At 53.4% G+C, this 23,698-nt stretch carries 17 protein-coding genes and 2 tRNA genes; 13 read left to right on the top strand and 6 right to left on the bottom strand.

Annotated features, from left to right (window positions below):
* Positions 1-133: 133 nt before the first annotated feature.
* The 8 genes from ACQ29O_RS18880 to recD all read left to right on the top strand — a co-directional run bounded on the left by ACQ29O_RS18880 (position 134) and on the right by recD (position 13,690).
* Positions 134-604, top strand: a complete 471-nt coding sequence (locus ACQ29O_RS18880) for a prepilin peptidase-dependent protein (protein ID WP_000744668.1) — start codon at positions 134-136, stop codon at positions 602-604.
* Positions 595-1,158, top strand: coding sequence for a prepilin peptidase-dependent protein (locus ACQ29O_RS18875; protein ID WP_000029153.1), 564 nt, complete (start codon positions 595-597; stop codon positions 1,156-1,158). Before ACQ29O_RS18880 ends, ACQ29O_RS18875 begins: the two co-directional genes overlap by 10 nt.
* Entirely contained in the window at positions 1,155-1,562 is a 408-nt protein-coding gene (locus tag ACQ29O_RS18870; protein WP_001078539.1) for a DUF2509 family protein, read from the top strand. The genes ACQ29O_RS18875 and ACQ29O_RS18870 overlap by 4 nt, the downstream gene beginning before the upstream one ends.
* Positions 1,547-1,867, top strand: a complete 321-nt coding sequence (locus ACQ29O_RS18865) for a prepilin-type N-terminal cleavage/methylation domain-containing protein (protein WP_000019294.1) — start codon at positions 1,547-1,549, stop codon at positions 1,865-1,867. Before ACQ29O_RS18870 ends, ACQ29O_RS18865 begins: the two co-directional genes overlap by 16 nt.
* Positions 1,868-1,882: 15 nt before the next feature.
* Positions 1,883-5,254: an exodeoxyribonuclease V subunit gamma gene (recC, locus tag ACQ29O_RS18860; protein ID WP_000946808.1), complete on the top strand. Its 3,372-nt coding sequence runs from the start codon at positions 1,883-1,885 to the stop codon at positions 5,252-5,254.
* Positions 5,255-5,431: 177 nt separating this feature from the next.
* The gene (gene ptrA, locus ACQ29O_RS18855) at positions 5,432-8,320 is read left to right on the top strand and encodes a pitrilysin (protein WP_001138256.1); all 2,889 of its coding nucleotides are present in this window, start codon (positions 5,432-5,434) and stop codon (positions 8,318-8,320) included.
* Positions 8,313-11,858 carry an exodeoxyribonuclease V subunit beta gene (recB, locus tag ACQ29O_RS18850; RefSeq protein WP_001000559.1) on the top strand — a complete coding sequence of 1,182 codons (3,546 nt, stop codon included), beginning with the start codon at positions 8,313-8,315 and terminating at the stop codon, positions 11,856-11,858. The genes ptrA and recB overlap by 8 nt, the downstream gene beginning before the upstream one ends.
* The gene (gene recD / locus ACQ29O_RS18845) at positions 11,855-13,690 is read left to right on the top strand and encodes an exodeoxyribonuclease V subunit alpha (RefSeq protein WP_000155128.1); all 1,836 of its coding nucleotides are present in this window, start codon (positions 11,855-11,857) and stop codon (positions 13,688-13,690) included. The genes recB and recD overlap by 4 nt, the downstream gene beginning before the upstream one ends.
* A gap of 102 nt (positions 13,691-13,792) precedes the next feature.
* Here the strand turns inward: recD and argA are convergent, their stop codons facing one another.
* Positions 13,793-15,124: an amino-acid N-acetyltransferase gene (gene argA / locus ACQ29O_RS18840; protein ID WP_000588964.1), complete on the bottom strand. Its 1,332-nt coding sequence runs from the start codon at positions 15,122-15,124 to the stop codon at positions 13,793-13,795.
* A 232-nt stretch (positions 15,125-15,356) separates the two neighbouring features.
* On the opposite strand from argA, the gene amiC reads away from it, so the two are divergent.
* Positions 15,357-16,610, top strand: a complete 1,254-nt coding sequence (amiC, locus tag ACQ29O_RS18835) for an N-acetylmuramoyl-L-alanine amidase AmiC (RefSeq protein ID WP_000011919.1) — start codon at positions 15,357-15,359, stop codon at positions 16,608-16,610.
* Positions 16,611-16,719: 109 nt separating this feature from the next.
* Here amiC and ACQ29O_RS18830 read toward each other — a convergent pair.
* Together ACQ29O_RS18830 and ACQ29O_RS18825 are read right to left on the bottom strand one after the other, a co-directional pair.
* Positions 16,720-16,796, bottom strand: a tRNA-Met gene (locus ACQ29O_RS18830).
* A 29-nt stretch (positions 16,797-16,825) separates the two neighbouring features.
* A tRNA-Met gene (locus ACQ29O_RS18825) sits at positions 16,826-16,902 on the bottom strand.
* A 207-nt stretch (positions 16,903-17,109) separates the two neighbouring features.
* On the opposite strand from ACQ29O_RS18825, the gene mltA reads away from it, so the two are divergent.
* Positions 17,110-18,207 carry a murein transglycosylase A gene (mltA, locus tag ACQ29O_RS18820; protein WP_000678629.1) on the top strand — a complete coding sequence of 366 codons (1,098 nt, stop codon included), beginning with the start codon at positions 17,110-17,112 and terminating at the stop codon, positions 18,205-18,207.
* Between the two features lie 109 nt (positions 18,208-18,316).
* Complete coding sequence (tcdA, locus tag ACQ29O_RS18815; RefSeq protein WP_000117747.1) at positions 18,317-19,123, top strand: tRNA cyclic N6-threonylcarbamoyladenosine(37) synthase TcdA; 807 nt, start codon at positions 18,317-18,319, stop codon at positions 19,121-19,123.
* A gap of 51 nt (positions 19,124-19,174) precedes the next feature.
* Here tcdA and rarD read toward each other — a convergent pair whose 3' ends face one another.
* The 3 genes from rarD to csdA form a co-directional block, all read right to left on the bottom strand.
* Positions 19,175-20,062: an EamA family transporter RarD gene (rarD, locus tag ACQ29O_RS18810; RefSeq protein WP_001752699.1), complete on the bottom strand. Its 888-nt coding sequence runs from the start codon at positions 20,060-20,062 to the stop codon at positions 19,175-19,177.
* 299 nt (positions 20,063-20,361) lie between these two features.
* Entirely contained in the window at positions 20,362-20,805 is a 444-nt protein-coding gene (gene csdE / locus ACQ29O_RS18805) for a cysteine desulfurase sulfur acceptor subunit CsdE (RefSeq protein ID WP_000184195.1), read from the bottom strand.
* Positions 20,805-22,010, bottom strand: coding sequence for a cysteine desulfurase CsdA (gene csdA, locus ACQ29O_RS18800; protein WP_000991056.1), 1,206 nt, complete (start codon positions 22,008-22,010; stop codon positions 20,805-20,807). Before csdA ends, csdE begins: the two co-directional genes overlap by 1 nt.
* A 192-nt stretch (positions 22,011-22,202) precedes the next feature.
* Between csdA and ACQ29O_RS18795 the strand changes: the two genes are divergently transcribed.
* Both ACQ29O_RS18795 and gcvA read left to right on the top strand, forming a co-directional pair.
* Positions 22,203-22,430 carry a YgdI/YgdR family lipoprotein gene (locus ACQ29O_RS18795; protein WP_000750395.1) on the top strand — a complete coding sequence of 76 codons (228 nt, stop codon included), beginning with the start codon at positions 22,203-22,205 and terminating at the stop codon, positions 22,428-22,430.
* Between the two features lie 346 nt (positions 22,431-22,776).
* Positions 22,777-23,694 (top strand): glycine cleavage system transcriptional regulator GcvA, encoded by a 918-nt coding sequence (gene gcvA, locus ACQ29O_RS18790; protein WP_000044409.1) that lies wholly within the window; start codon positions 22,777-22,779, stop codon positions 23,692-23,694.
* Positions 23,695-23,698 lie beyond the last annotated feature (4 nt).

Genomic DNA, 23,698 nt, shown 5'->3' with positions numbered 1-23,698 from the left:
CCTTCGTCTCAATCTTCGGCGCGGATTCCTGAAATTTTGCAACGCGCTGCAAGACATGAACTTTTTTCCGTAACGCGCCGAACAATCTGTATTTGGCGCTCGTTATTTTTCTTCCGCCCGCCATACTGCCGACATGAAAAAACAACAGGGCTATACGCTCATTGAAACGGTGGTCGCGATGTCGCTCATTATCATTCTCAGCGCCACAGGACTTTATGGCTGGCAACGCTGGCAGCAGCAACAGCGCCTGTGGCAAACCGCATGTCAGGTGCGGGATTACCTGCTGCAACTTCGTGAGGATGCTCACTGGCATAACCGCGATCACATTCTTCGCGTGGTCAGCGAAGGCGGTTCATGGTGCTTTGTCAGCTCTGTTGCTACGCAAACATCGTGTACGCCATCTTCCCCCTTTGTGTTTACGCCCGACTGGCGTGATGTCGTCCTTGCCGATATCACGCCGTCGTTAGCCTTCTTTGGCTTGCGCAATACGGCATGGGCAGGGCACATCGTACTGAAAAACGCTGCCGGAGAGTGGCGTCTGGTCGTCTCCTCCTGGGGGCGAATCAGGCTATGCGAGCGTAACGAGGCCGCCACGTGTCAATAACCACGCGGGGGTTCTCGCTACTGGAGGTCGTGCTGGCGATGGCGATAGGTTCCATTTTACTGCTTGGGTCCGCACGATTTTTACCGGCGCTACAGCGTGAGATCTGGCACAACACGCGACAGTTATCGCTGGAAGATGAAATCTGGCAGCGAACCTATACCGTAGCGAAGCATCTTCAACGTGCGGGTTACTGTCATGGCCACTGTATTGGCGAAGGGTTACATCTTGCCGAACAGGGGCAATGCGTCATCGTTCAGTGGGACGGGAATAATAACGGTGTCTGGGATACCATACCGGCGAAAGAGGCCGACCAGACCGGGTTTCGTGTGAAGGATAACGTTCTGGAGACATTACGCGGAGCAACATCTTGCCAGGGTAAGGGATGGGAAAAAATGACCGATCCCAATACGGTACTCATCACGGCGTTTACCGTTGAGCGCCGGGATATAACGGGATTCTCGCCAGTGCTCATGCTGCATCTGCGCGGCGCCAGCAAAGCCGAGCCTCAGACGGTTATTGACGCGCAATACAGCGTAACGGGATTTAATCTGTGAATCGGGAACGTGGCGCTTCTTCGCTAATACTGGCGCTTTTAATACTGATTCTGGGCAGTCTGCTACTGCAAGGCGTAAATCAGCAGCAGGCCAGCTATGCCACCCGCGTGACGACGCAGAGCCTGGCGATACAACGCCAGGCGCTCGTACAGTCGGCGCTGGAATGGGGGCGGGGGCAGCTATGGTCAGGCGTAACCGAAATGGAATGTCGGCGCTATTCCTCTTCAGGAGCGAGAGTCTGTTTGCGGAGGTTACCGGGGGATGAGGTGGTGATGGCGGCGCAAGATGACAGCATGACGTTATGGCGTTTGGGCAACGTCATTCAGGGAAGCATTGTCTTTTCTCCCCACGGCTGGAGCGATTTTTGTCCGTTAAAAGAGGTGGCGTTATGTCGCATCCCCTGAATTTACAACGCGGGTTTAGCCTCCCGGAAGTTTTAGTGGCGATGGTTCTAATGGTAATGATCGTCACCGCGCTGTCAGGCTATCAGCGGGTATTAATGCACAGTTTTGCATTACGACACCAGTATCTTCAGATCTGGCGGCAGGCGTGGCAGCAAACGGCTCTGTATCCATTTTCGCCTGCTGAAGGCTGGAAGGCCAACCGGATGCAGACAACGCAATCGGGATGTGTCAGCATCAGTGTCACGATGGTTTCACCCTCTGGCAGGCAGGGGCAGATGACGCGCTTGCATTGTCCAAATCGTTAATCGTCAGGAGTAATTATGTTAAGGGTCTACCACTCCAATCGTCTGGATGTGCTGGAAGCGTTGATGGAATTCATCGTCGAACGCGAGCGGCTGGATGATCCCTTTGAACCAGAAATGATTCTGGTACAAAGCACGGGTATGGCGCAGTGGCTGCAGATGACCCTTTCACAAAAGTTTGGTATTGCGGCGAATATCGCTTTTCCGTTACCGGCGAGTTTTATCTGGGAGATGTTTGTCCGCGTGTTGCCGGATATCCCCAAAGAAAGCGCTTTCAGCAAACAAAGCATGAGCTGGAAACTGATGACCTTGCTGCCGCAGTTGCTGGATAAGGATGAGTTTGTACTGCTGCTCCATTATCTGACCGACGACACCGATAAACGCAAACTCTTTCAGCTTTCCGCGCGCGCCGCCGACCTGTTCGATCAGTATCTGGTTTATCGGCCTGACTGGCTTACGCAGTGGGAAGCGGGAAAAACCGTGGAAGGTCTGGGAGAGGCGCAAAACTGGCAGGCGCCGTTGTGGAAAGCATTGGTGGAATATACCGCCGCGCTGGGGCAGCCGCGCTGGCATCGCGCCAATCTCTACCAACGCTTTATTCAAACGCTGGAAAGCGCGACCGCCTGCCCGCCAGGGTTGCCGTCCCGCGTTTTTATTTGCGGCATTTCCGCGTTACCGCCAGTGTATCTCAGAGCATTGCAGGCGCTGGGTAAACATATTGAAATCCATCTCCTTTTTACTAATCCGTGTCGGTATTACTGGGGGGATATTAAAGACCCAGCCTGGCTGGCAAAACTCATGGCTCGCCAGCGTCGTCACAGTTTTGAAGACCGTCATTTACCGTTGTTCCGTGAAAACCAGAATCCGGAAGCCTTATTTAACAGCGACGGTGAACAGGATATCGGTAATCCGCTACTGGCCTCATGGGGAAAACTGGGACGGGATTATATCTACCTGCTATCTGAACTGGAAAACAGCCAGGAGCTGGATGCGTTTGTTGATATTACGCCAGATAATCTTTTGCATCGGATTCAGGCGGACATCCTTGAACTGGAAAGCCATGCGGTGGCGGGCGTAAATCTTGAGGAGTATTCGCGCAGCGACAATAAGCGTCTGCTCGATCCCGAGGATAACAGCCTCTCTTTTCACGTTTGTCACAGCCCGCAGCGCGAGGTGGAGATACTGCACGATCGCCTGCTGGCGATGCTGGAAGCCGATCCGACACTAACGCCGCGCGACATTATCGTTATGGTGGCTGATATTGACAGCTATAGCCCGTTTATCCAGGCGGTGTTTGGTAGCGCGCCAACGGAGCGCTATCTGCCTTATGCCATTTCCGATCGGCGGGCGCGTCAGTCACATCCGGTGTTACAGGCATTTATCAGCCTACTTTCGTTACCGGACAGCCGCTTTGTCTCCGAGGATGTTCTGGCGTTGTTAGACGTATCGGTATTGGCTGCCCGCTTTACGATCAACGAAGAAGGGTTGCGTTATTTGCGCTTGTGGGTCAATGAGTCAGGCATTCGCTGGGGAATTGACGATGACAACGTACGCGAGCTGGAACTTCCTGCCACGGGGCAGCATACGTGGCAATTTGGCCTGACGCGTATGCTGCTGGGGTATGCGATGGAAAGCGCCCAGGGCGAGTGGCAGTCGGTTCTGCCTTATGACGAATCCAGCGGTCTGATTGCTGAGCTGGTCGGGCATCTGGCTTCGCTGCTGATGCAGCTTAATATCTGGCGGCGCGGTCTGGCGCAGGAGCGACCGCTGGAAGAGTGGCTGCCCGTTTGTCGCGATATGCTCAATGATTTCTTCCTGCCCGATGCGGACACGGAAGCGGCAATGACATTGATTGAACAGCAGTGGCAGGCCATTATCGCCGAAGGCGTCGCGGCGGAATATGGCGACGCGGTACCGATTTCGCTACTGCGGGATGAACTGGCGCAGCGTCTGGATCAGGAACGTATTAGCCAGCGCTTCCTGGCGGGCCCCATCAATATTTGTACGCTGATGCCGATGCGTTCCATTCCGTTTAGAGTCGTTTGCCTGCTGGGAATGAACGACGGCGTATACCCGCGCCAGCTTGCGCCGTTGGGCTTTGACCTGATGAGCCAAAAACCCATGCGCGGGGATCGTAGCCGTCGCGACGATGACCGCTACCTGTTTCTGGAAGCGTTAATCTCGGCGCAGCAGACGCTGTATATCAGCTACATCGGTCGCTCCATCCAGGATAATAGCGAACGCTTTCCCTCTGTACTGGTGCAAGAATTGGTGGATTACATCGGACAAAGCCACTATTTGCCGGGCGACGAAACGCTGACCTGTGATGAGAGCGAAGCACGAGTCAAAGCGCATATTACGCGTCTGCATACCCGTATGCCTTTTGATGCGCAAAATTACCAACCCGGCGAACAGCAAAGTTATGCCAGAGAGTGGTTGCCCGCGGCGAGTCAGTCGGGAAAAGCGCATTCTGACTTTGTGCAGCCGCTTCCTTTTACGATGCCGGAAACATTGACTCTGGAAAGTCTGCAGCGTTTTTGGGCCCATCCGGTACGCGCATTTTTTCAGATGCGGCTTCAGGTTAATTTCCGCTCGGAAGAGAGTGAGATTCCTGATGCGGAACCGTTTGAATTAGAGGGATTGACGCGATATCAACTTAACCAACAGTTGCTCAATACGCTGGTTGAAGAGGACGACGCCGAACGCTTGTTCCGCCGTTTCCGGGCTGCGGGAGAGTTGCCTTACGGCGCGTTTGGCGAAATATTCTGGGATGCGCAATGTCAGGAGATGCAGCAACTGGCAAGCCGGGTCATCGCCTGCCGTAAGCCGAGCCAAAGCCTGGAAGTGGATCTGCTTTGCAATGGCGTTCAGCTAACCGGCTGGCTGCCGCAGGTACAGGAGGATGGATTATTGCGCTGGCGTCCCGCTTTAATCAGCGTGGCGCAAGGTGTGCAACTTTGGCTGGAACACCTTGTCTATTGTGCCAGCGGCGGGAGTGGCGAAAGTCGCCTGTTTTTGCGCAAAGAGGGAGAGTGGCGATTTCCGCCTCTTGATAAAACGCAGGCAATGGCTTACCTGGCGCAACTGATTGAAGGCTACCGGGAAGGCATGTCTTCTCCGCTATTGGTACTGCCGGAAAGCGGCGGCGCATGGATAAAAGCCTGTTATGACGCTGAAAATGATGTCATGTTAGACGACGATGACACCTTACAGAAGGCCAGAACAAAGTTTCTACAGGCTTATGAAGGCAACATGATGGTGAGCGGCGAAGGCGAAGATATCTGGTATCAACGTCTTTGGCGTCAGCTGGAATCTGAAACGTTGCAGGCTATCATTGCGCAGTCACGGCATTACCTGTTACCGCTGTTTCGTTTTAATCAGTCTCGTTGATTGTATGAAAATCGCGCCATTAAAAGGCTTCGACTATGATGCGCTCTTCGTCACGGACTGATTACTGATAAAAAAATGCTGCCTGGTTCAGCACAATAATATCCCGTTCCGCTCAGGTCGATGGTTTACGTGACCATACAGATGAGTGGGAATGAAAGTTAATGATGAGGTCCGTGAATGCCCCGCAGCACCTGGTTCAAAGCGTTATTGTTATTGGTCGCCCTCTGGGGGCCTGCAGTTCAGGCGGATATCGGTTGGCAACCGCTGCAAGAAACTATCCGTAAAAGCGATAAAGATACCCGGCAGTATCAGGCGATACGTCTTGATAATGACATGGTGGTGTTGCTCGTATCCGATCCGCAGGCTGTAAAGTCGCTTTCAGCGTTAGTGGTGCCCGTTGGATCGCTTGAAGATCCTGAGGCTCATCAGGGGCTTGCTCATTATCTTGAGCATATGTGCCTGATGGGGTCAAAAAAATATCCGCAGGCGGATAGCCTTGCCGAATACCTTAAAAGACATGGCGGTAGCCACAACGCCAGCACCGCGCCTTATCGAACAGCCTTCTACCTGGAGGTTGAAAACGACGCGCTTCCAGGTGCCGTAGATCGACTGGCCGACGCCATTGCCGCGCCATTGCTCAATAAAAAGTATGCCGAACGCGAACGAAACGCGGTGAATGCCGAGCTGACGATGGCGCGCACCCGCGACGGTATGCGTATGGCGCAGGTAAGCGCCGAAACCATTAACCCGGCGCATCCAGGCTCGCACTTTTCTGGCGGCAATCTGGAAACGCTAAGCGATAAGCCGGGAAATCCGGTGCAACAGGCGTTGATCGCTTTTCATGAAAAATACTATTCATCTAATCTGATGAAGGCGGTGATTTACAGTAATAAACCCTTGCCGGAACTGGCGAGTATTGCCGCCGCAACCTATGGTCGCGTGCCGAATAAACAGATTAAAAAACCGGAAATTACCGTACCTGTCATCACCGAGGCGCAGAAGGGCATCATTATTCATTACGTGCCGGCGCTACCGCGTAAAGTGCTGCGCGTGGAGTTTCGTATTGATAACAATAGCGCGCAGTTCCGTAGCAAGACCGATGAACTGGTCTCTTATCTGATTGGCAATCGTAGCCCGGGGACGCTCTCTGACTGGCTGCAAAAACAAGGACTGGTCGAAGGTATTAGCGCGGATTCCGATCCGATTGTTAATGGTAACAGCGGCGTATTTGCCATTTCGGCAACGCTGACTGATAAAGGTTTGGCCAATCGTGATGAAGTCGTCGCAGCTATCTTTAGCTATCTCAATACGTTACGTGAAAAAGGGATAGATAAACGTTACTTTGACGAGCTGGCGCATGTGCTGGATCTCGACTTCCGCTATCCGTCGATTACCCGCGATATGGACTATGTCGAGTGGCTGGCGGACACTATGATCCGCGTCCCGGTAGCGCATACGCTGGATGCGGCGAATATCGCCGATCGTTACGATCCTGCCGCTATCAAAAATCGCCTGGCGATGATGACGCCGCAGAATGCGCGCATCTGGTACATCAGTCCCCAGGAGCCCCATAATAAGATTGCGTATTTTGTGGATGCGCCTTATCAGGTCGATAAGATTAGCGAACAGACGTTTAAAAACTGGCAGCAAAAAGCACAGGGCATTGCGTTGTCGCTGCCGGAGTTAAACCCCTATATTCCTGATGATTTTTCGCTTGTTAAGAATGACAAAAACTACGTGCGGCCAGAACTGATTGTCGATAAAGCGGATTTGCGCGTGGTTTATGCGCCGAGTCGTTATTTCGCCAGCGAGCCAAAAGCTGACGTGAGCGTGGTATTGCGTAACCCGCAGGCGATGGACAGCGCCCGCAATCAGGTACTGTTCGCCCTTAATGATTATCTGGCGGGAATGGCGCTCGATCAGCTCAGCAACCAGGCGGCAGTGGGCGGCATTAGCTTTTCCACTAACGCCAACAATGGTCTGATGGTCACTGCGAACGGTTATACCCAGCGTTTGCCGCAGCTTTTCCTGGCGCTGCTGGAAGGATATTTTAGCTACGACGCCACGGAGGAACAGCTGGCGCAGGCAAAATCCTGGTATACGCAGATGATGGATTCTGCGGAGAAGGGAAAAGCCTACGAACAGGCGATTATGCCGGTGCAGATGATTTCGCAGGTGCCTTATTTTTCCCGTGATGAACGTCGCGCTTTGCTGCCGTCCATTACGTTAAAAGAGGTGATGGCCTATCGTAATGCGTTAAAAACGGGCGCTCGTCCGGAATTTCTGGTTATAGGGAATATGAGCGAAGCCCAGGCGACCTCTCTGGCGCAAGATGTCCAAAAACAGCTCGCGGCGAACGGATCGGCGTGGTGTCGTAACAAAGACGTGGTGGTTGAGAAAAAGCAGTCCGTAATATTTGAAAAAGCGGGCAGTAGCACCGACTCCGCGTTAGCAGCGGTCTTTGTCCCGGTCGGCTACGACGAGTACGTCAGCGCCGCCTACAGCGCGATGTTAGGTCAGATTGTTCAACCGTGGTTTTACAATCAGCTACGAACCGAAGAGCAACTGGGATACGCTGTTTTCGCCTTTCCGATGAGCGTTGGCCGTCAGTGGGGAATGGGATTCCTGCTACAGAGCAACGATAAACAGCCCTCTTACCTGTGGCAACGCTATCAGGCATTTTTCCCTGACGCCGAGGCGAAGCTGAGGGCGATGAAGCCGGAAGAGTTCGCCCAAATTCAGCAGGCGATCATTACGCAAATGCGCCAGGCGCCGCAAACGTTGGGCGAAGAAGCATCCCGTTTAAGCAAGGATTTCGATCGGGGTAATATGCGCTTTGACTCGCGTGATAAAATCATCGCTCAGATAAAATTGCTGACGCCACAAAAGCTTGCCGATTTCTTCCACCAGGCGGTGGTGGAACCACAAGGTATGGCAATATTGTCACAGATTGCCGGTAGCCAGAATGGAAAAGCAGAATACGTGCATCCGACAGGCTGGAAAGTGTGGGATAACGTCAGCGCTTTGCAGCAAACGTTACCTCTAATGAGCGAAAAGAATGAATGATGTCGCCGAGACTCTTGATCCTCTGCGCTTGCCCCTTACAGGCGAGCGTTTGATTGAAGCATCAGCGGGCACAGGCAAAACGTTTACTATCGCGGCGCTGTATCTGCGGCTACTGCTCGGTTTAGGCGGCAGCACCGCATTTCCCCGTCCGTTGACCGTTGAAGAACTGCTGGTGGTAACCTTTACGGAGGCCGCCACTGAAGAGCTGCGTGGGCGCATCCGCAGTAATATCCATGAGTTGCGCATCGCCTGTCTGCGGGAAAGCACGGATAATCCGCTGTATGCCCGCTTGCTGGAAGAAATTAGCGACAAAAAGCAGGCCGCGCAGTGGTTATTACTGGCAGAACGACAAATGGACGAGGCCGCGGTCTTTACCATCCACGGTTTTTGCCAGCGTATGCTCAGCCTGAACGCTTTCGAATCCGGTATGTTGTTTGAGCAACAGCTTATTGAAGACGAATCTTTGTTGCGTTATCAGGCCTGCGCCGATTTCTGGCGGCGTCATTGCTATCCGCTGCCGCGCGACATCGCGCAGGTGGTGTTTGACGTGTGGAAGGGACCGAAGGCGCTCTTAAAGGATATCGATCGTTATCTGCAGGGCGAAGCGCCGGTCATTAAAGCGCCGCCATCGCAGGAGGAGACGCTGGCATCGCGTCATGAACAGCTCCTGGCGCGCATCAACCAGGTGAAGCAGCAGTGGTGTGAGGCGGTTAGCGAGCTGGACGCGCTGATCGAATCATCCGGCATCGATCGCAGAAAGTTCAACCGCGGCAATCAGGCGAAATGGATCGAAAAGATCACCGCGTGGGCGCAAGAAGAGACGAAAAACTATCAATTACCCGAGGCGTTGGGAAAATTTTCACAGCGTTTTTTAGCTGAGCGCACCAAAGCTGGCGGCGTGACGCCCCAGCACCCATTGTTTGTCGCCATTGATAACCTGTTGGGCGAACCGCTATCGATTAAAGATCTGGTTCTTACCCGAGCGCTATCAGAGATCCGTGAAACGGTGGCTCAGGAAAAACGCCGGCGCGGCGAGCTGGGGTTTGACGATATGCTCAGCCGTTTAGATACCGCGCTGCGTAGTGAAAGCGGCGAGGCGCTGGCTGCGGCGATTCGTACCCGTTTTCCGGTGGCGATGATCGATGAATTTCAGGATACCGACCCACAACAGTACCGTATTTTTCGCCGTATCTGGCGACATCAACCCGATACGGCGCTATTGCTGATTGGCGATCCTAAACAGGCGATTTATGCGTTTCGTGGCGCGGATATCTTCACCTACATGAAGGCTCGCAGCGAAGTGAGCGCGCACTATACGCTTGACACTAACTGGCGCTCCGCGCCGGGGATGGTGAATAGCGTTAACAAGCTGTTCAGTCAGATGAACGACGCCTTTATGTTCCGCGATATTCCCTTCAGTCCGGTAAAGTTTGCGCCCAGAAACCAGTCGCTGCAATTTAAAGTGAATGACGCGCCTCAACCGGCGATGACCCTGTGGCTAATGGAGGGGGAAAGCTGCGGTTCGGGCGATTATCAAAGTTATATGGCGCAGGTGTGCGCCACGCAAATTCGCGACTGGCTGCGTGCCGGGCAAACGGGCGACGCGCTGCTGACGAACGGCGATTCGTCGCGGCCCGTTCGTGCCTCGGATATCAGCGTGTTGGTGCGCAGCAGGCGGGAAGCCGCGCTGATACGGGATGCGCTGACCTTACTGGCGATCCCCTCCGTCTATCTTTCTAACCGCGACAGCGTATTCGAAACGCTCGAAGCGCAGGAGATGCTGTGGGTGTTGCAGGCGGTGATGGCGCCCGAACGTGAGAATACGCTGCGTAGCGCTTTGGCGACATCAATGATGGGCCTTACCGCGCTGGATATCGAAACGCTTAACAATGATGAAAATGCGTGGGATGCGGTTGTCGAAGAGTTTGATGGCTACCGACAGATTTGGCATAAACGCGGCGTGATGCCTATGCTGCGCGCGCTAATGTCGGCGCGCAATATTGCTGAAAACCTGCTGGCGACGGCGGGAGGCGAACGTCGGCTGACGGATATTTTGCATATTAGCGAGCTGTTACAGGAAGCCGGTTCGCAGCTGGAAGGCGAACATGCGCTGGTGCGTTGGCTGGCGCAGCATATCCTTGAACCCGATAGCAATGCTTCCAGCCAGCAACTACGTCTGGAAAGCGATAAGCATCTGGTGCAAATCGTCACCATTCATAAATCGAAAGGTCTGGAATACCCGCTGGTCTGGTTACCTTTTATCACCCATTTCCGCGTGCAGGACCAGGCTTTTTATCACGACAGGCACTCCTACGAGGCGGTGCTGGACCTTAGTCACGCCGAAGAGAGCATAGCACTGGCGGAAGCCGAACGCCTGGCGGAAGACCTGCGCCTACTTTATGTCGCGCTGACCCGTGCAGTGTGGCATTGCAGCCTCGGCGTCGCGCCGCTGGTGCGGCGTCGTAGCGATAAGAAAGGAGAGACGGATGTGCACCAAAGCGCGCTTGGGCGACTCCTGCAAAAAGGCGAACCGATGGATGCCGCAGGCCTTCGCGCCTGTATTGAGGCGCTATGCGACGAGGATATCGTGTGTCGAACGCCAGGCAATACGGATAACGACCGCTGGCAAATTGCCGCTGCATCGCACGCGGAACTCAGTGCCAGAACGCTGCAACGCCTGCTTTATGATAGCTGGCGCGTCACCAGTTATTCCGGTTTGCAGCAGCGGGGACATAGCGTGGCGCAAGATCTTATTCCTCGTCTCGACATTGACGCCGCAGGCGTTGGCGAAGCGGCGGAAGCGCCGGCAATGACGCCGCATCACTTTCCTCGCGGGGCATCGCCGGGAACATTTTTGCACAACCTGTTTGAAGAGCTTGATTTTACTCAACCGATAAACCCCCAATGGGTACAGGAAAAACTGGAGCTGAGTGGTTTTGAGACGCGATGGGAGCCCGTACTTACCCGCTGGCTGGACACCGTGTTGCACGTTCCCCTTAACGAGACGGGCGTTAGTCTGAGCGTGCTGACCGAGCGTGAAAAACAGGTCGAAATGGAGTTTTATCTGCCGATTGCCCAGCCGCTTACCGCCGGAGAGCTGGATGCGTTGATTCGTCGATACGACCCGCTTTCAGCAGGTTGCCCTGCGCTGGATTTCATGCAGGTTCGCGGCATGTTAAAGGGCTTTATCGACCTGGTTTTTCGTTATGAGGGGCGCTATTACCTGCTCGACTATAAATCTAACTGGCTGGGCGAGGATAGCGCCGCTTATACCCAGGCGGCGATGGCTACGGCGATGCAGGCGCATCGCTATGATTTGCAGTACCAGCTTTATACGCTGGCATTGCATCGTTACCTTCGTCATCGCATGGCGAATTACGACTATGAACGCCATTTCGGCGGCGTCATCTATCTCTTTTTACGCGGGGTGGATAGCGAACGTCCGCAGCAGGGTATTTTTACCACTCGCCCTGCGGCGGCGTTAATTAACCAACTGGATGATATGTTTGCAGGTGAAATGAGTGAGGAGGCGCAATGACAATCCAGGAGCGGTTGCTGGAGGCCGTTGAACAAAAACTCTTACGGCCCATTGATGCCCAGTTTGCTTTAACCGTCGCCGGTAACGACGATCCCGCCGTGACGCTGGCGGCAGCGCTGCTTAGTCATGACGCAGGTGAAGGTCACGTGTGTCTGCCGTTGTCGCGTTTAACGTTAACGGAGGAGGCGCATCCCTTACTGGTCGCCTGTATAAGCGAAACGGCTACGCCAATCGACTGGAAAAAGCGGTTACTGGCGTCTGCGGCGGTTAGCTGCGGCGATAGCCCCGCGCCGTTAATTCTGTGCGGCGAGCGTCTCTACCTGAATCGCATGTGGTGCAACGAACGTACGGTTGCGCGCTTTTTTAACGAGGTTAACCAGGCCATCGCCGTAGATGAAGATCAGTTATCCCGTATTCTGGACGCGCTATTCCCTCCGACAGACGAGGTGAACTGGCAAAAGGTGGCCGCCGCCGTAGCGCTAACTCGCCGTATCTCCGTGATTTCAGGCGGTCCCGGCACCGGTAAAACCACCACCGTCGCGAAGCTGCTGGCGGCATTAATTCAAATGGCGGATGGCGAACGTTGCCGTATCCGGCTGGCAGCGCCGACCGGGAAAGCGGCCGCACGCCTGACGGAGTCGCTCGGCGCGGCGTTGCGTCAGCTTCCACTTACCGATGCGCAGAAAAAGCGTATACCGGAGGACGCCAGTACGCTGCACCGACTGCTAGGCGCACAGCCCGGCAGCCAGCGATTACGCCATCATGCGGGCAACCCGCTACATCTGGACGTGCTGGTGGTCGATGAAGCATCAATGATTGATTTGCCGATGATGTCACGTTTGATTGACGCTCTGCCGCCGCACGGGCGGGTCATTTTTCTTGGCGATCGCGATCAGTTGGCATCCGTTGAGGCGGGCGCTGTGTTGGGCGATATTTGCGCCTATGTCAACGCAGGGTTTACGGCGGAACGCGCCCGACAGCTAAGTCGACTCACTGGTAGCGCCATTCCGGCGGGGGCCGGAACGCAAGCCGCATCTTTACGCGATAGCCTCTGTTTGTTGCAAAAGAGCTATCGTTTCGGCAGCGATTCTGGCATCGGCAAGCTGGCGGCGGCAATTAACTGCGGCGACAGGTCGGCAATCCAGGCTGTTTTTCAGCAGGGGTTTAGCGATATAGAGAAGCGTACATTGCAAAGCAGCGACGATTATGCCGGGATGCTGGATGAAGCGCTGGCGGGCTATGGTCGCTACCTGCGGTTGCTGCATGAAAAAGCGACGCCGGAGGCAATCCTTCAGGCTTTCAATGAGTATCAACTGCTTTGTGCGCTGCGCGAAGGCCCATTTGGCGTGAGGGGATTGAATGACCGCATTGAGCAGGCGATGGTGCAGCAACGAAAAATTCAGCGGCACCCGCATTCTCGCTGGTACGAAGGGCGTCCGGTAATGATTGCGCGCAACGATAGCGCGTTGGGGCTATTTAACGGCGATATTGGTATTGCGCTCGATCGCGGGCAGGGGTTACGCGTCTGGTTTGTGATGCCGGACGGCACGATCAAGTCCGTTCAGCCCAGCCGTCTGCCGGAACATGATACAACCTGGGCGATGACGGTACATAAATCACAGGGGTCTGAATTTGATCACGCCGCGCTGATTTTACCCAGCCAGCGTTCGCCGGTCGTGACGCGGGAGCTGGTGTATACCGCTGTTACGCGAGCGCGGCGGCGGTTATCGCTGTATGCCGATGAACGGATCCTGGCAGGCGCGATTGTGACGCGTACGGAGCGGCGCAGCGGGCTAGCCACCTTATTTGATGAAGTCAGTCGTACCGGATAAGACGAGTTCTCGCCGGATGGCGACGCGTAGCGTCTTATCCGGCCTCCAAATGATGCTTTCGAGCGTAGGCCTGATAAGCGCAGCGCCATCAGGCCTCCCTCGTTACCCTAAATCCGCCATCAGCACCTTTGAACGTCGCTGATAGTTATACATTTTTTTCTTGCTCTCAGGCAGTAACTCAATATCGACAGGCGTGAAACCGCGCTCCTGGAACCAGTGAATACTGCGCGTCGTCAGCACAAACAATTTACGCAGCCCCATTTGCCGCGCCTGGGCGGCAACCCGCTCCAGAAGCACTTCTCCACGCGATGAGCTGCGGTAATCCGGATGTACCGCTACGCAGGCCATTTCGCCTATTTTCTCTTCCACAAAAGGATACAGCGCCGCGCAGGCGATAGTCATATTATCGCGCTGAATAATGGTAAATTTATCGATCTCCATCTCCAGTTGTTCACGGGAACGGCGTACCAGAATGCCCTGCTGTTCCAGTGGGCGGATAAGCTCCAGAATACCGCCAATATCGTTGATGGTAGCGCGGCGGATCTGCTCGGCGCTCTCCATGACGATCTGCGTACCGATACCGTCACGCGAGAACAATTCCTGTAATAGCGAGCCATCTTCCTGATAGCTGATCAGATGGCAACGACGAACGCCGCTACGACAGGCTTTTACCGCGCCGCGCAAAAAACGTACGGTTCCGGAGTTGTAATCGCCCTGCGCTTCCAACTCTTCCACCCGCGCCTGTGCTTCATTCGGGAAGAGTTCAGAAATGATGCCGCCCTCGCTATTGGTAACGCCCTGAGAAGAACAGAAACCGATCATTTTTTCCGCTTTCAGTTTAACGGCGAGTTGAGTGGCAATCTCTTCTGAGGTCAGATTAAAACTTTCGCCGGTCACTGAGACGGCGACCGGCCCCATCAGAACGATCGCGCCGTTATCCAACTGGCGGTTGATCGCATCTTCATCAATGCGCCGGATACGGCCGCTATGACAGTAGTCCACGCCATCATCAACGCCCAGCGGCTGCGCAATGGTGAAATTGCCGCTGACGACATTAATGTGCGCGCCCTGCAACGGCGTATTGTTCAGACTCATCGACAGACGGGCGGTAATATCAAGCTGGAGTAAACCGGCGGCCTGTTTCACCAGCTCCAGTGCTTTGGCGTCCGTCACCCGCGTGTTTTTGTGGTAAATCGGTTCATGATGATGCGCGGCCAGATTGGCGTCGATTTGCGGTCGCGCGCCATACACCACGACAAGGCGAATACCGAGGCTATGCAGTAGCCCGATATCGCTAACGATGCTGGAAAAATTGTCATGCTCAATGGCTTCGCCGCCGAGCATAATGACAAAGGTTTTTCCGCGATGGGTGTTGATATAGGGAACTGAATGGCGAAACCCTTCTACCAGTTCGGTTTTACGTTCCTTTATCATTGCGCGCCCCACTAGTGAATTATTATTCTAAATTAGTGTATTTTTATTCTGTTTTTGCCCTCTGTGCAAGCGTAAATTTTATGCGGTCCGATCGCTTTTCTTAGTAATGCCGTGAATATAAAAAGAATGTTTACCCTTTTATAGATGACAGATTATGCGTCATTCGCTAAAGTTTCCGGTCAATTTGGATGAACTTTGTATGATCTCTATTTAGTTTTTGCTCGGGAGAAGCATGTCGGGAGCCAATTCAGCAATCAGCCGTCGCCGTTTACTACAAGGCGCGGGCGCCATGTGGCTATTAAGCGTGAGCCAGGTCGGGCTGGCTGCCGTAAGCCAGGTCGTTGCGGTGCGTATCTGGCCTGCGTCCAGCTATACCCGCGTCACGGTAGAGTCGAATCGTCTGCTGAAATATAAACAATTTGCCTTAAGTAACCCGGACCGCGTGGTAGTAGATATTGAGGATGTGAATCTGAACTCGGTGCTTAAAGGCATTGGCGCGCAGATTCGCAGCGACGATCCGTATATCAAATCCGCAAGGGTAGGGCAGTTTGATCCTAAGACTGTGCGTATGGTCTTTGAGCTAAAACAAAACGTGAAGCCGCAGCTATTTGCGCTGGCGCCTGTGGCAGGCTTTAAAGAACGTCTGGTGATGGATCTTTATCCTGCCAATGCGCAGGATATGCAGGATCCGCTGCTGGCGCTGCTGGAAGACTACAATAAAGGCGATCTGGATAAACAGGTGCCGCCTTCGCAAAGCGGGCCGCAGCCCGGTAAAGCGGGGCGCGATCGTCCCATTGTCATTATGCTTGATCCGGGACACGGCGGCGAAGACCCCGGCGCGATAGGCAAATACAAAACGCGTGAAAAAGACGTGGTGCTCCAGATAGCCCGCCGCCTGCGCGCGTTGATCGAAAAAGAAGGCAACATGAAGGTCTATATGACGCGCAATGAAGACATCTTCATTCCGTTAAAAGTCCGGGTGGCGAAAGCGCAGAAACAGCGCGCCGACCTGTTTGTCTCTATTCATGCGGATGCCTTCACCAGCCGGCAGCCTAGCGGTTCATCCGTATTCGCGCTATCGACCAAAGGCGCCACCAGTACCGCGGCGAAATATCTGGCGCAAACGCAGAACGCCTCGGACTTAATTGGCGGCGTGAGCAAAAGCGGTGACCGTTATGTCGACCATACGATGTTCGATATGGTGCAATCGCTGACCATTGCCGATAGTTTGAAATTCGGTAAAGCGGTGTTGAAGCAGCTTGGTAAAATTAATGACCTGCATAAAAACAAGGTCGAGCAGGCGGGGTTTGCGGTGTTAAAGGCGCCCGATATTCCGTCTATTCTGGTCGAGACGGCGTTTATCAGTAACATTGAAGAAGAACGCAAGCTCAAGACCGCGACGTTCCAGCAACAGGTCGCAGAGTCGATTCTGGCGGGCATTAAAGCGTATTTTGCCGATGGGGCGACGCTGGCGAGAAGAAGTTAACCTGAGATGACGGCGAGTTTATTGCGCGGGTAAGTAGGATGCTGCCCGCACTGTCGTTGCGGACCAGACGACAGATACAAAAAAACACCCGTAAGGGTGTTCATTAAGTTGGTTGCGGGGGCCGGATTTGAACCGACGACCTTCGGGTTATGAGCCCGACGAGCTACCAGGCTGCTCCACCCCGCGTCCGTCTAAACTTGCATTCTCATTGTAATTGGTTGCGGGGGCCGGATTTGAACCGACGACCTTCGGGTTATGAGCCCGACGAGCTACCAGGCTGCTCCACCCCGCGTCCGTGGATGCGCACTATACTCCGCTGAGCTTTTGTTGCAACCCTTTTTTCATATAAATCGCTAATTTCTCATGAATTGCGCAAATACACCGCAGATAGCACGATTTTTAAACGAATTTACATAATGAGATCGCGATCGCATTTCATTACTTCGGACGGTTTGTTATCTTCACCGGGCACTTTCGATTACGCAGAAGACGAGACACCATGAAAGGACGTTGGGAAAAATATGTGGCGACAGGCGTAATGCTGGCAATGCTGGCTGCCTGTTCATCAAAACCGACCGATCGCGGTCAGCAATATAAGGACGGGAAATTTACCCAGCCCTTCTCCCTGGTAAACCAGCCGGACGCAGTGGGCGCGCCGATTAATGCTGGAGACTTTGCCGAGCAGGTCAACCAGATCCGTTCCGCGTCGCCGCGTTTATACACCAATCAAAGCAACGTCTATAACGCTGTCCAGAACTGGTTACGTTCCGGAGGCGATACGCGCACTATGCGTCAGTTTGGTATCGATGCCTGGCAGATGGAAGGCACCGACAACTACGGTAACGTCCAGTTCACGGGCTACTATACGCCCGTCGTTCAGGCTCGCCATACGCGCCAGGGCGCGTTCCAGTATCCTATCTATAGTATGCCGCCAAAACGCGGACGCTTACCGTCCCGCGCTCAGATCTACGCAGGCGCGCTGAGCGATAAGTACATCCTGGCCTGGAGTAATTCGCTGATGGATAACTTTATTATGGATGTCCAGGGCAGCGGTTATATTGATTTCGGTGACGGTAGTCCGCTGAACTTCTTTAGTTATGCCGGTAAAAACGGCTGGCCTTATCGCAGTATTGGTAAAGTGCTTATCGATCGCGGTGAAGTGAAAAAAGAAGATATGTCGATGCAGGCTATACGCGAATGGGGAGAGAAGCACAGCGAAGCGGAAGTGCGTGAATTACTGGAGCAGAACCCGTCGTTCGTCTTCTTTAAGCCGCAATCTTTTGCGCCGGTCAAAGGCGTCAGCGCTGTACCGCTGATTGGGCGAGCATCCGTCGCCTCCGACCGCAGCATCATTCCGCCTGGCACGACCTTGTTGGCGGAAGTACCATTGCTGGATAACAACGGTAAATTTAGCGGTCAGTATGAGCTACGTTTGATGGTCGCACTGGATGTCGGCGGAGCGATTAAAGGCCAGCACTTTGATATTTACCAGGGAATTGGCCCGGATGCCGGGCATCGTGCCGGATGGTATAATCACTATGGTCGCGTCTGGGTGTTAAAAAGCGCGCCGGGCGCCGGTAACGTGTTTAGCGGCTGATTGTGGTATTCTGCGACAACCGGATTGCCCGATAACGCGATCGCTATCGGGCCTGAAAATAGTGAGCAGGGGTGAGGAATAACCTCACCTTTTTTTATTCTGAGGTCATATGTCAGTGGTGATAAGTGATGCCTGGCGCCAACGCTTTGGCGGCACCGCGCGTCTGTACGGTGAAAAAGCGCTGCAGCGGTTTGCTGAGGCGCATATCTGCGTCGTGGGAATCGGCGGGGTGGGATCATGGGCGGCAGAGGCGCTGGCGCGTACGGGCATCGGCGCGATTACGCTGATTGATATGGACGATGTCTGCGTGACCAATACGAACCGTCAGATCCATGCGTTGCGTGATAACGTCGGGTTGGCGAAAGCGGAAGTGATGGCCGAACGGATTCGGCAAATTAACCCGGAGTGCCGGGTAACGGTTATCGATGATTTCATCACGCCGGATAATGTGGCGGGTTATATGAACGCGGGTTTTACCTATGTCATTGACGCCATTGACAGCGTTCGTCCAAAAGCCGCGCTGATTGCGTACTGTCGCCGATATAAGGTTCCTTTAGTGACCACAGGCGGCGCGGGCGGGCAGATCGATCCGACGCAAATCCAGGTCGCTGATTTGGCGAAAACTATCCAGGATCCGCTGGCGGCAAAACTGCGTGAGAGATTGAAACATAATTTTGGCGTAGTGAAGAACAGTAAAGGTAAACTGGGCGTGGACTGTGTTTTTTCCACCGAAGCGCTGGTTTACCCACAGGCGGACGGTTCCGTATGCGCGATGAAAGCTACCGCAGAAGGGCCAAAACGGATGGATTGCGCCTCTGGCTTCGGCGCGGCGACGATGGTGACGGCAACGTTCGGTTTTGTCGCCGCTTCCCATGCGCTGAAGAAGATCATGGCTAAAGCGGCGCGACAAGAATAAAAGGACGGGGCGGAGTGTCACGCAGACGCGTATCCGGCCCTGCGCCCTTCGTTAGCGAAAGAAGCGCTGTACCCTGCCGAACACCGGTTTCAGACGGGCGCGGAGATAATGGGAATATAAATTTTCAGATATGCATAGAAACAACCCGAACCATACTGCACAAAAGCAGAGCAGTTCCGCGTAATTAATGTGCTCGCCAAATATCATAATGGCAAGTAAGAACTGTAAAGACGGCTCTATATATTGCGCCAGTCCGGTGACAATCAACGAGGTGTGATTTAACGCGATGGCAAATAATACCAGTGGAATGATCGTCACTGGCGCCGTCATGACATACAAAAAGAAAGGAGTATTAGCGGATATAATTGGTCCAGTATCGCTAAAGAGAAAAATTAATAGTGAGACAGGCAATGCCCATAATGTTTCAATCGTTATCGATGTCATCACATCATAATGTATAAACTTTCGCGCCAGGCCATATAGCGCAAATGATAATCCCATGGTTAGCGCCAGCGCCGGGAAATGCCGTAGCATGATAATTTGAAAAGTCAGGCCGCAGACACCGGAAAAAACGGCGATGGCCTGAAACAACGACAGTTTTTCTTTAAGAAAAATGCATCCCAGCGCAATAACAAATAGCGGGTTGATAAAATAGCCGAGGCTGGCATCAAGCACCAGATGATGGGTTAGCGCATAAATAAAAGATGACCATGATACAATCATCAAAAGTCCGGCGATCATGCAGAAGAAAAAGGATTTTTTATCTTTCCAGACATCATGAAATCGCGTTCGCTGCCGAAATAAGAACCTTACTGCCAGTAATAATGGTATTGACCAGAATACCCGGTATATCAATATTTGTGCGAGGTTCCCCCCTGATAAATATTGATAGTATAAAGGTGTTAACCCCCATAATATAAATGCCAGCACCACAAACATGGTACCGTTACGCAGATATTTTTCCACTTATCCATATCCTGTTATAACTTCACCCGATGCGTATGAATTTTCCAGTTCTCCTGCTACGCTACATCGAGTGGCTTTATTTACTCTAAAATCTTCACGCCGTTTTAACATGGATTCTAACATTGTAATTTCATTGTGATAGCTGATAAAAATCAAAAGAATGTTTATCAGGGAAATCTGACGCCGAAACTAATAAAGTGACTGGATTATTTTATCTGCATCGCCTGACCGCCGAGGACGGCGCTGTCAGGCGACAGAATATTTACGCTATTTCAACCCTTATGCGTTGCGGCAACAATCGCTTCGCTCAGCGCGTTCAGCCCCTGACTGCGTGAGGCGCTAAGCTGGGCGCGTAAACCCAGCTCATCAAACAGCGCCAGCGGTGAACGAGCCTGTAATTCGGCGGCGTTTTTTCCTTCCACTGCGGTGAGCAATACCGCCAGCAGGCCGCGGACAATCCGCCCCTCACTGTCGCCGAAAAAGTGCATCGTTCCGTTATCTGACTGGGTAAAGCCCAGCCAGACGCGGTTCTCGCAGCCGGCTATCTCTTTCGCCTGCGCTTTGCATTCATCCGGCAGAGCGGGGAGCTGTTTTCCTAACAGAATCAACTGACGATATTTATCCTCCCACTGGGTCAGCGGGAGAAAGATAGCGCGTAACGTCTCTTCCGTTACCGTTGTGCCGAACGGGTGTCCGGTATAAAGAGGGTTTGTCATTAATCCACCAGCAGTTCCAGCGCGCGGTCAACGGCGTTAACCAACGCATCCACATCATGTTGGGTATTATACGGCGCAAAAGAGGCGCGCAGAGTCCCTGTGACGCCAAGTTCCGCCAGCAATGGCTGGGCGCAATGTTGCCCGGCCCGGAGCGCAATACCGTATTCCGCCAGCAGCGTCACCATATCGCCGTGGTGCACGCCGACAAAATCAAAGGCCAGCAGGCTGGAGTCCTGGCAGCGGAACGAACGAAAGCCCGGACGTTTCGCCAGTGCGTCTTCCGCCAGCGTCGCCAACCCCCGGCTCCAGTTTTCGGCCTGTTCAATATCGATATCGGACAGCCATTCCAGCGCAGCGCTCAGGCCGATGACCCCGGCGACGTTCGGCGTCCCCGCTTCCAGCTTCCAGGGAGCGCTTTGAGTGGTGAAGCCTTCAAAGCTAACGTCACGGATCATCTTGCCGCCGCCGAGCCAGGGCGACATCGCCTCAAGAAGCTCCGGCTTACCGTACAGCACGCCGATACCGGTCGGGCCATACAGTTTGTGAGCGGAAAAAGCATAAAAATCGATATCAAGCTGCTGGACATCCGCCGGGAAGTGTACCGCGCCTTGCGCGCCATCTACCATCACGACCATTCCCGCTGCGTGAGCGGTGCTGATAGCGCTTGCGAGATCCGGGCAGCCGCCCGTTACGTTCGACATTTGCCCCAGCGCCAGAATCCGGCTGCGCGACGTGATCAGTTCCGGCAGACGCTCAACATCAGGAAGACGTCGGTCATTAAGCGGCAGTTTTATGACCTGCGCGCCGGTTTGTTGCGCCACCATCAGCCAGGGCACAAGGTTGGCGTGATGCTCGGCGACGCTAACGATAATTTCATCGCCGGGGCGCAGACGAGGACGGGCGTAACACTGCGCCACCATGTTGATCGCTTCGGTGGTGCCGCGTGTCCAGACGATACTTTTTTCATCGGGCGCGTTTAACAGCCGCGCTGCTTTTGCTCTGGCCGCTTCATATTGCGCCGTCAGGCGCTGCGCCTGCGCAAACTGGCTACGATGAACGTTACCGGCGCTCAAACAATAAAACTGGTGCGTGGCGTCAATGACTGCCTGTGGCTTTAATGCCGTGGCGGCGCTATCGAGATAAACACCCGCATCGGCTAGCGCGGGAAACTGCGCGCGAAACTGCGTGGGATTAAAAGCGTTCATGATATTCCTCGGTTCAGTTTACCGATCGTGGCGTAAAAGCGCGGCTGATACAAGGTTTGTCCTAACCATCGGAATCGTCTGTATATCCTGGCGAATTATGTAAAGGAGGTTATGCTGAATAATGTTAGGCGAATGTTTAAGCCTGTTACGGAGTCCGCTTTAAATAGCACAAACAGCTTTAAGGAGAAGAAGATGAAAAAGACTGCCGCAATTATCTCTGCATGTATGCTGACTTTTGCCCTGAGCGCCTGTTCCGGTCCTAATTACGTTATGCACACCAATGGTGGACGTAGCATTGTGACCGACGGTAAACCCCAGACCGATAACGATACCGGTATGATTTCGTATAAAGACGCTAATGGCAACAAACAGCAGATCAATCGTACTGACGTGAAAGAGATGGTGGCTCTGGAAAACTAACCGTTTGTTATACAAAAAAAAGCACCGCAATATGGCGGTGCTACATTAATCACTATGGACAGACAGGGTAAATGTACAGGAAGTGAAAAAGGGTAGTCTCGCTACCGTGGTCTGAATCGCAGACCAATTGCAAACACAACAACACAACATCACAACCGTAAGCCAAAAGCCCATCAGAACACGCATTCCGATAAAACTTTTCGTTCCGGCTCAGGAAGTGCCGCCACTATAGGTATTTGCTGGTAGAACCTCAACGGACAATTTATAATGTCTCAGATTAAAAAAACTAATAGGTTACATATTGTTACCTATTTGTTAAATTCATTCGACATTAAGTCCAGAGGCCATGTCAAAACGATTACCTCCTTTAAATGCGTTACGCGTTTTTGATGCTGCCGCGCGCCATTTGAGCTTTACGCGAGCAGCGGAAGAACTTTTTGTGACGCAGGCCGCAGTAAGCCACCAAATTAAGTCACTTGAGGATTTTTTGGGGCTAAAACTGTTCCGCCGCCGCAATCGTTCGCTGCTGCTGACGGAAGAAGGCCAAAGCTATTTTCTCGACATTAAAGAGATATTTTCCCAGCTCACGGAAGCAACGCGTAAGCTCCAGGCGCGCAGTGCCAAAGGGGCGCTGACGGTGAGTTTACCGCCCAGTTTTGCCATCCAATGGCTGGTGCCCAGGCTCTCCAGCTTTAACTCAGCTTATCCGGGAATTGACGTTCGGATACAAGCCGTTGACCGTCAGGAAGATAAACTGGCAGACGATGTCGATGTCGCGATTTTTTATGGCCGGGGAAACTGGCCGGGCTTGCGCGTCGAAAAATTATACGCAGAATATTTACTGCCCGTCTGTTCTCCTTTATTACTCACAGGCGAAAAACCGTTAAAAACGCCGGAAGATCTGGCGAAACACACGTTATTGCACGATGCCTCCCGGCGTGACTGGCAGGCCTATACTCGTCAGTTAGGGCTCAACCATATTAACGTTCAGCAAGGGCCGATATTTAGCCACAGCGCGATGGTGCTACAGGCCGCTATTCACGGACAGGGGATCGCGCTGGCGAATAATGTTATGGCGCAGTCGGAAATTGAAGCCGGGCGACTGGTGTGTCCATTTAACGATGTTCTGGTGAGTAAGAATGCTTTTTATCTGGTTTGTCATGACAGCCAGGCAGAACTGGGTAAAATAGCCGCCTTCCGTCAGTGGATTTTGGCGAAGGCGGCGACGGAGCAAGAAAAATTCCGTTTTCGTTACGAACAATAATTAA

This window comes from Salmonella sp. GDC200615, from assembly GCF_050574145.1.
GTDB classification, from domain to species: domain Bacteria; phylum Pseudomonadota; class Gammaproteobacteria; order Enterobacterales; family Enterobacteriaceae; genus Salmonella; species Salmonella enterica.
The sequence above is the reverse complement of the archived record's forward strand: the minus strand, read 5'-3'. Positions and strand labels throughout refer to the sequence as shown.

Excerpts from the sequence above, each read along its gene's own strand:
- ACQ29O_RS18880 (WP_000744668.1), top strand. The coding sequence starts at position 134 with ATGAAAAAACAACAGGGCTATACGCTCATTGAAACGGTGGTCGCGATG.
- ACQ29O_RS18865 (WP_000019294.1), top strand. The coding sequence starts at position 1,547 with ATGTCGCATCCCCTGAATTTACAACGCGGGTTTAGCCTCCCGGAAGTT.
- recC (WP_000946808.1), top strand. The coding sequence starts at position 1,883 with ATGTTAAGGGTCTACCACTCCAATCGTCTGGATGTGCTGGAAGCGTTG.
- ptrA (WP_001138256.1), top strand. The coding sequence starts at position 5,432 with ATGCCCCGCAGCACCTGGTTCAAAGCGTTATTGTTATTGGTCGCCCTC.
- recB (WP_001000559.1), top strand. The coding sequence starts at position 8,313 with ATGAATGATGTCGCCGAGACTCTTGATCCTCTGCGCTTGCCCCTTACA.
- recD (WP_000155128.1), top strand. The coding sequence starts at position 11,855 with ATGACAATCCAGGAGCGGTTGCTGGAGGCCGTTGAACAAAAACTCTTA.
- argA (WP_000588964.1), bottom strand. The coding sequence starts at position 15,124 with ATGATAAAGGAACGTAAAACCGAACTGGTAGAAGGGTTTCGCCATTCA.
- amiC (WP_000011919.1), top strand. The coding sequence starts at position 15,357 with ATGTCGGGAGCCAATTCAGCAATCAGCCGTCGCCGTTTACTACAAGGC.
- mltA (WP_000678629.1), top strand. The coding sequence starts at position 17,110 with ATGAAAGGACGTTGGGAAAAATATGTGGCGACAGGCGTAATGCTGGCA.
- tcdA (WP_000117747.1), top strand. The coding sequence starts at position 18,317 with ATGTCAGTGGTGATAAGTGATGCCTGGCGCCAACGCTTTGGCGGCACC.
- rarD (WP_001752699.1), bottom strand. The coding sequence starts at position 20,062 with ATGTTTGTGGTGCTGGCATTTATATTATGGGGGTTAACACCTTTATAC.
- csdE (WP_000184195.1), bottom strand. The coding sequence starts at position 20,805 with ATGACAAACCCTCTTTATACCGGACACCCGTTCGGCACAACGGTAACG.
- csdA (WP_000991056.1), bottom strand. The coding sequence starts at position 22,010 with ATGAACGCTTTTAATCCCACGCAGTTTCGCGCGCAGTTTCCCGCGCTA.
- ACQ29O_RS18795 (WP_000750395.1), top strand. The coding sequence starts at position 22,203 with ATGAAAAAGACTGCCGCAATTATCTCTGCATGTATGCTGACTTTTGCC.
- gcvA (WP_000044409.1), top strand. The coding sequence starts at position 22,777 with ATGTCAAAACGATTACCTCCTTTAAATGCGTTACGCGTTTTTGATGCT.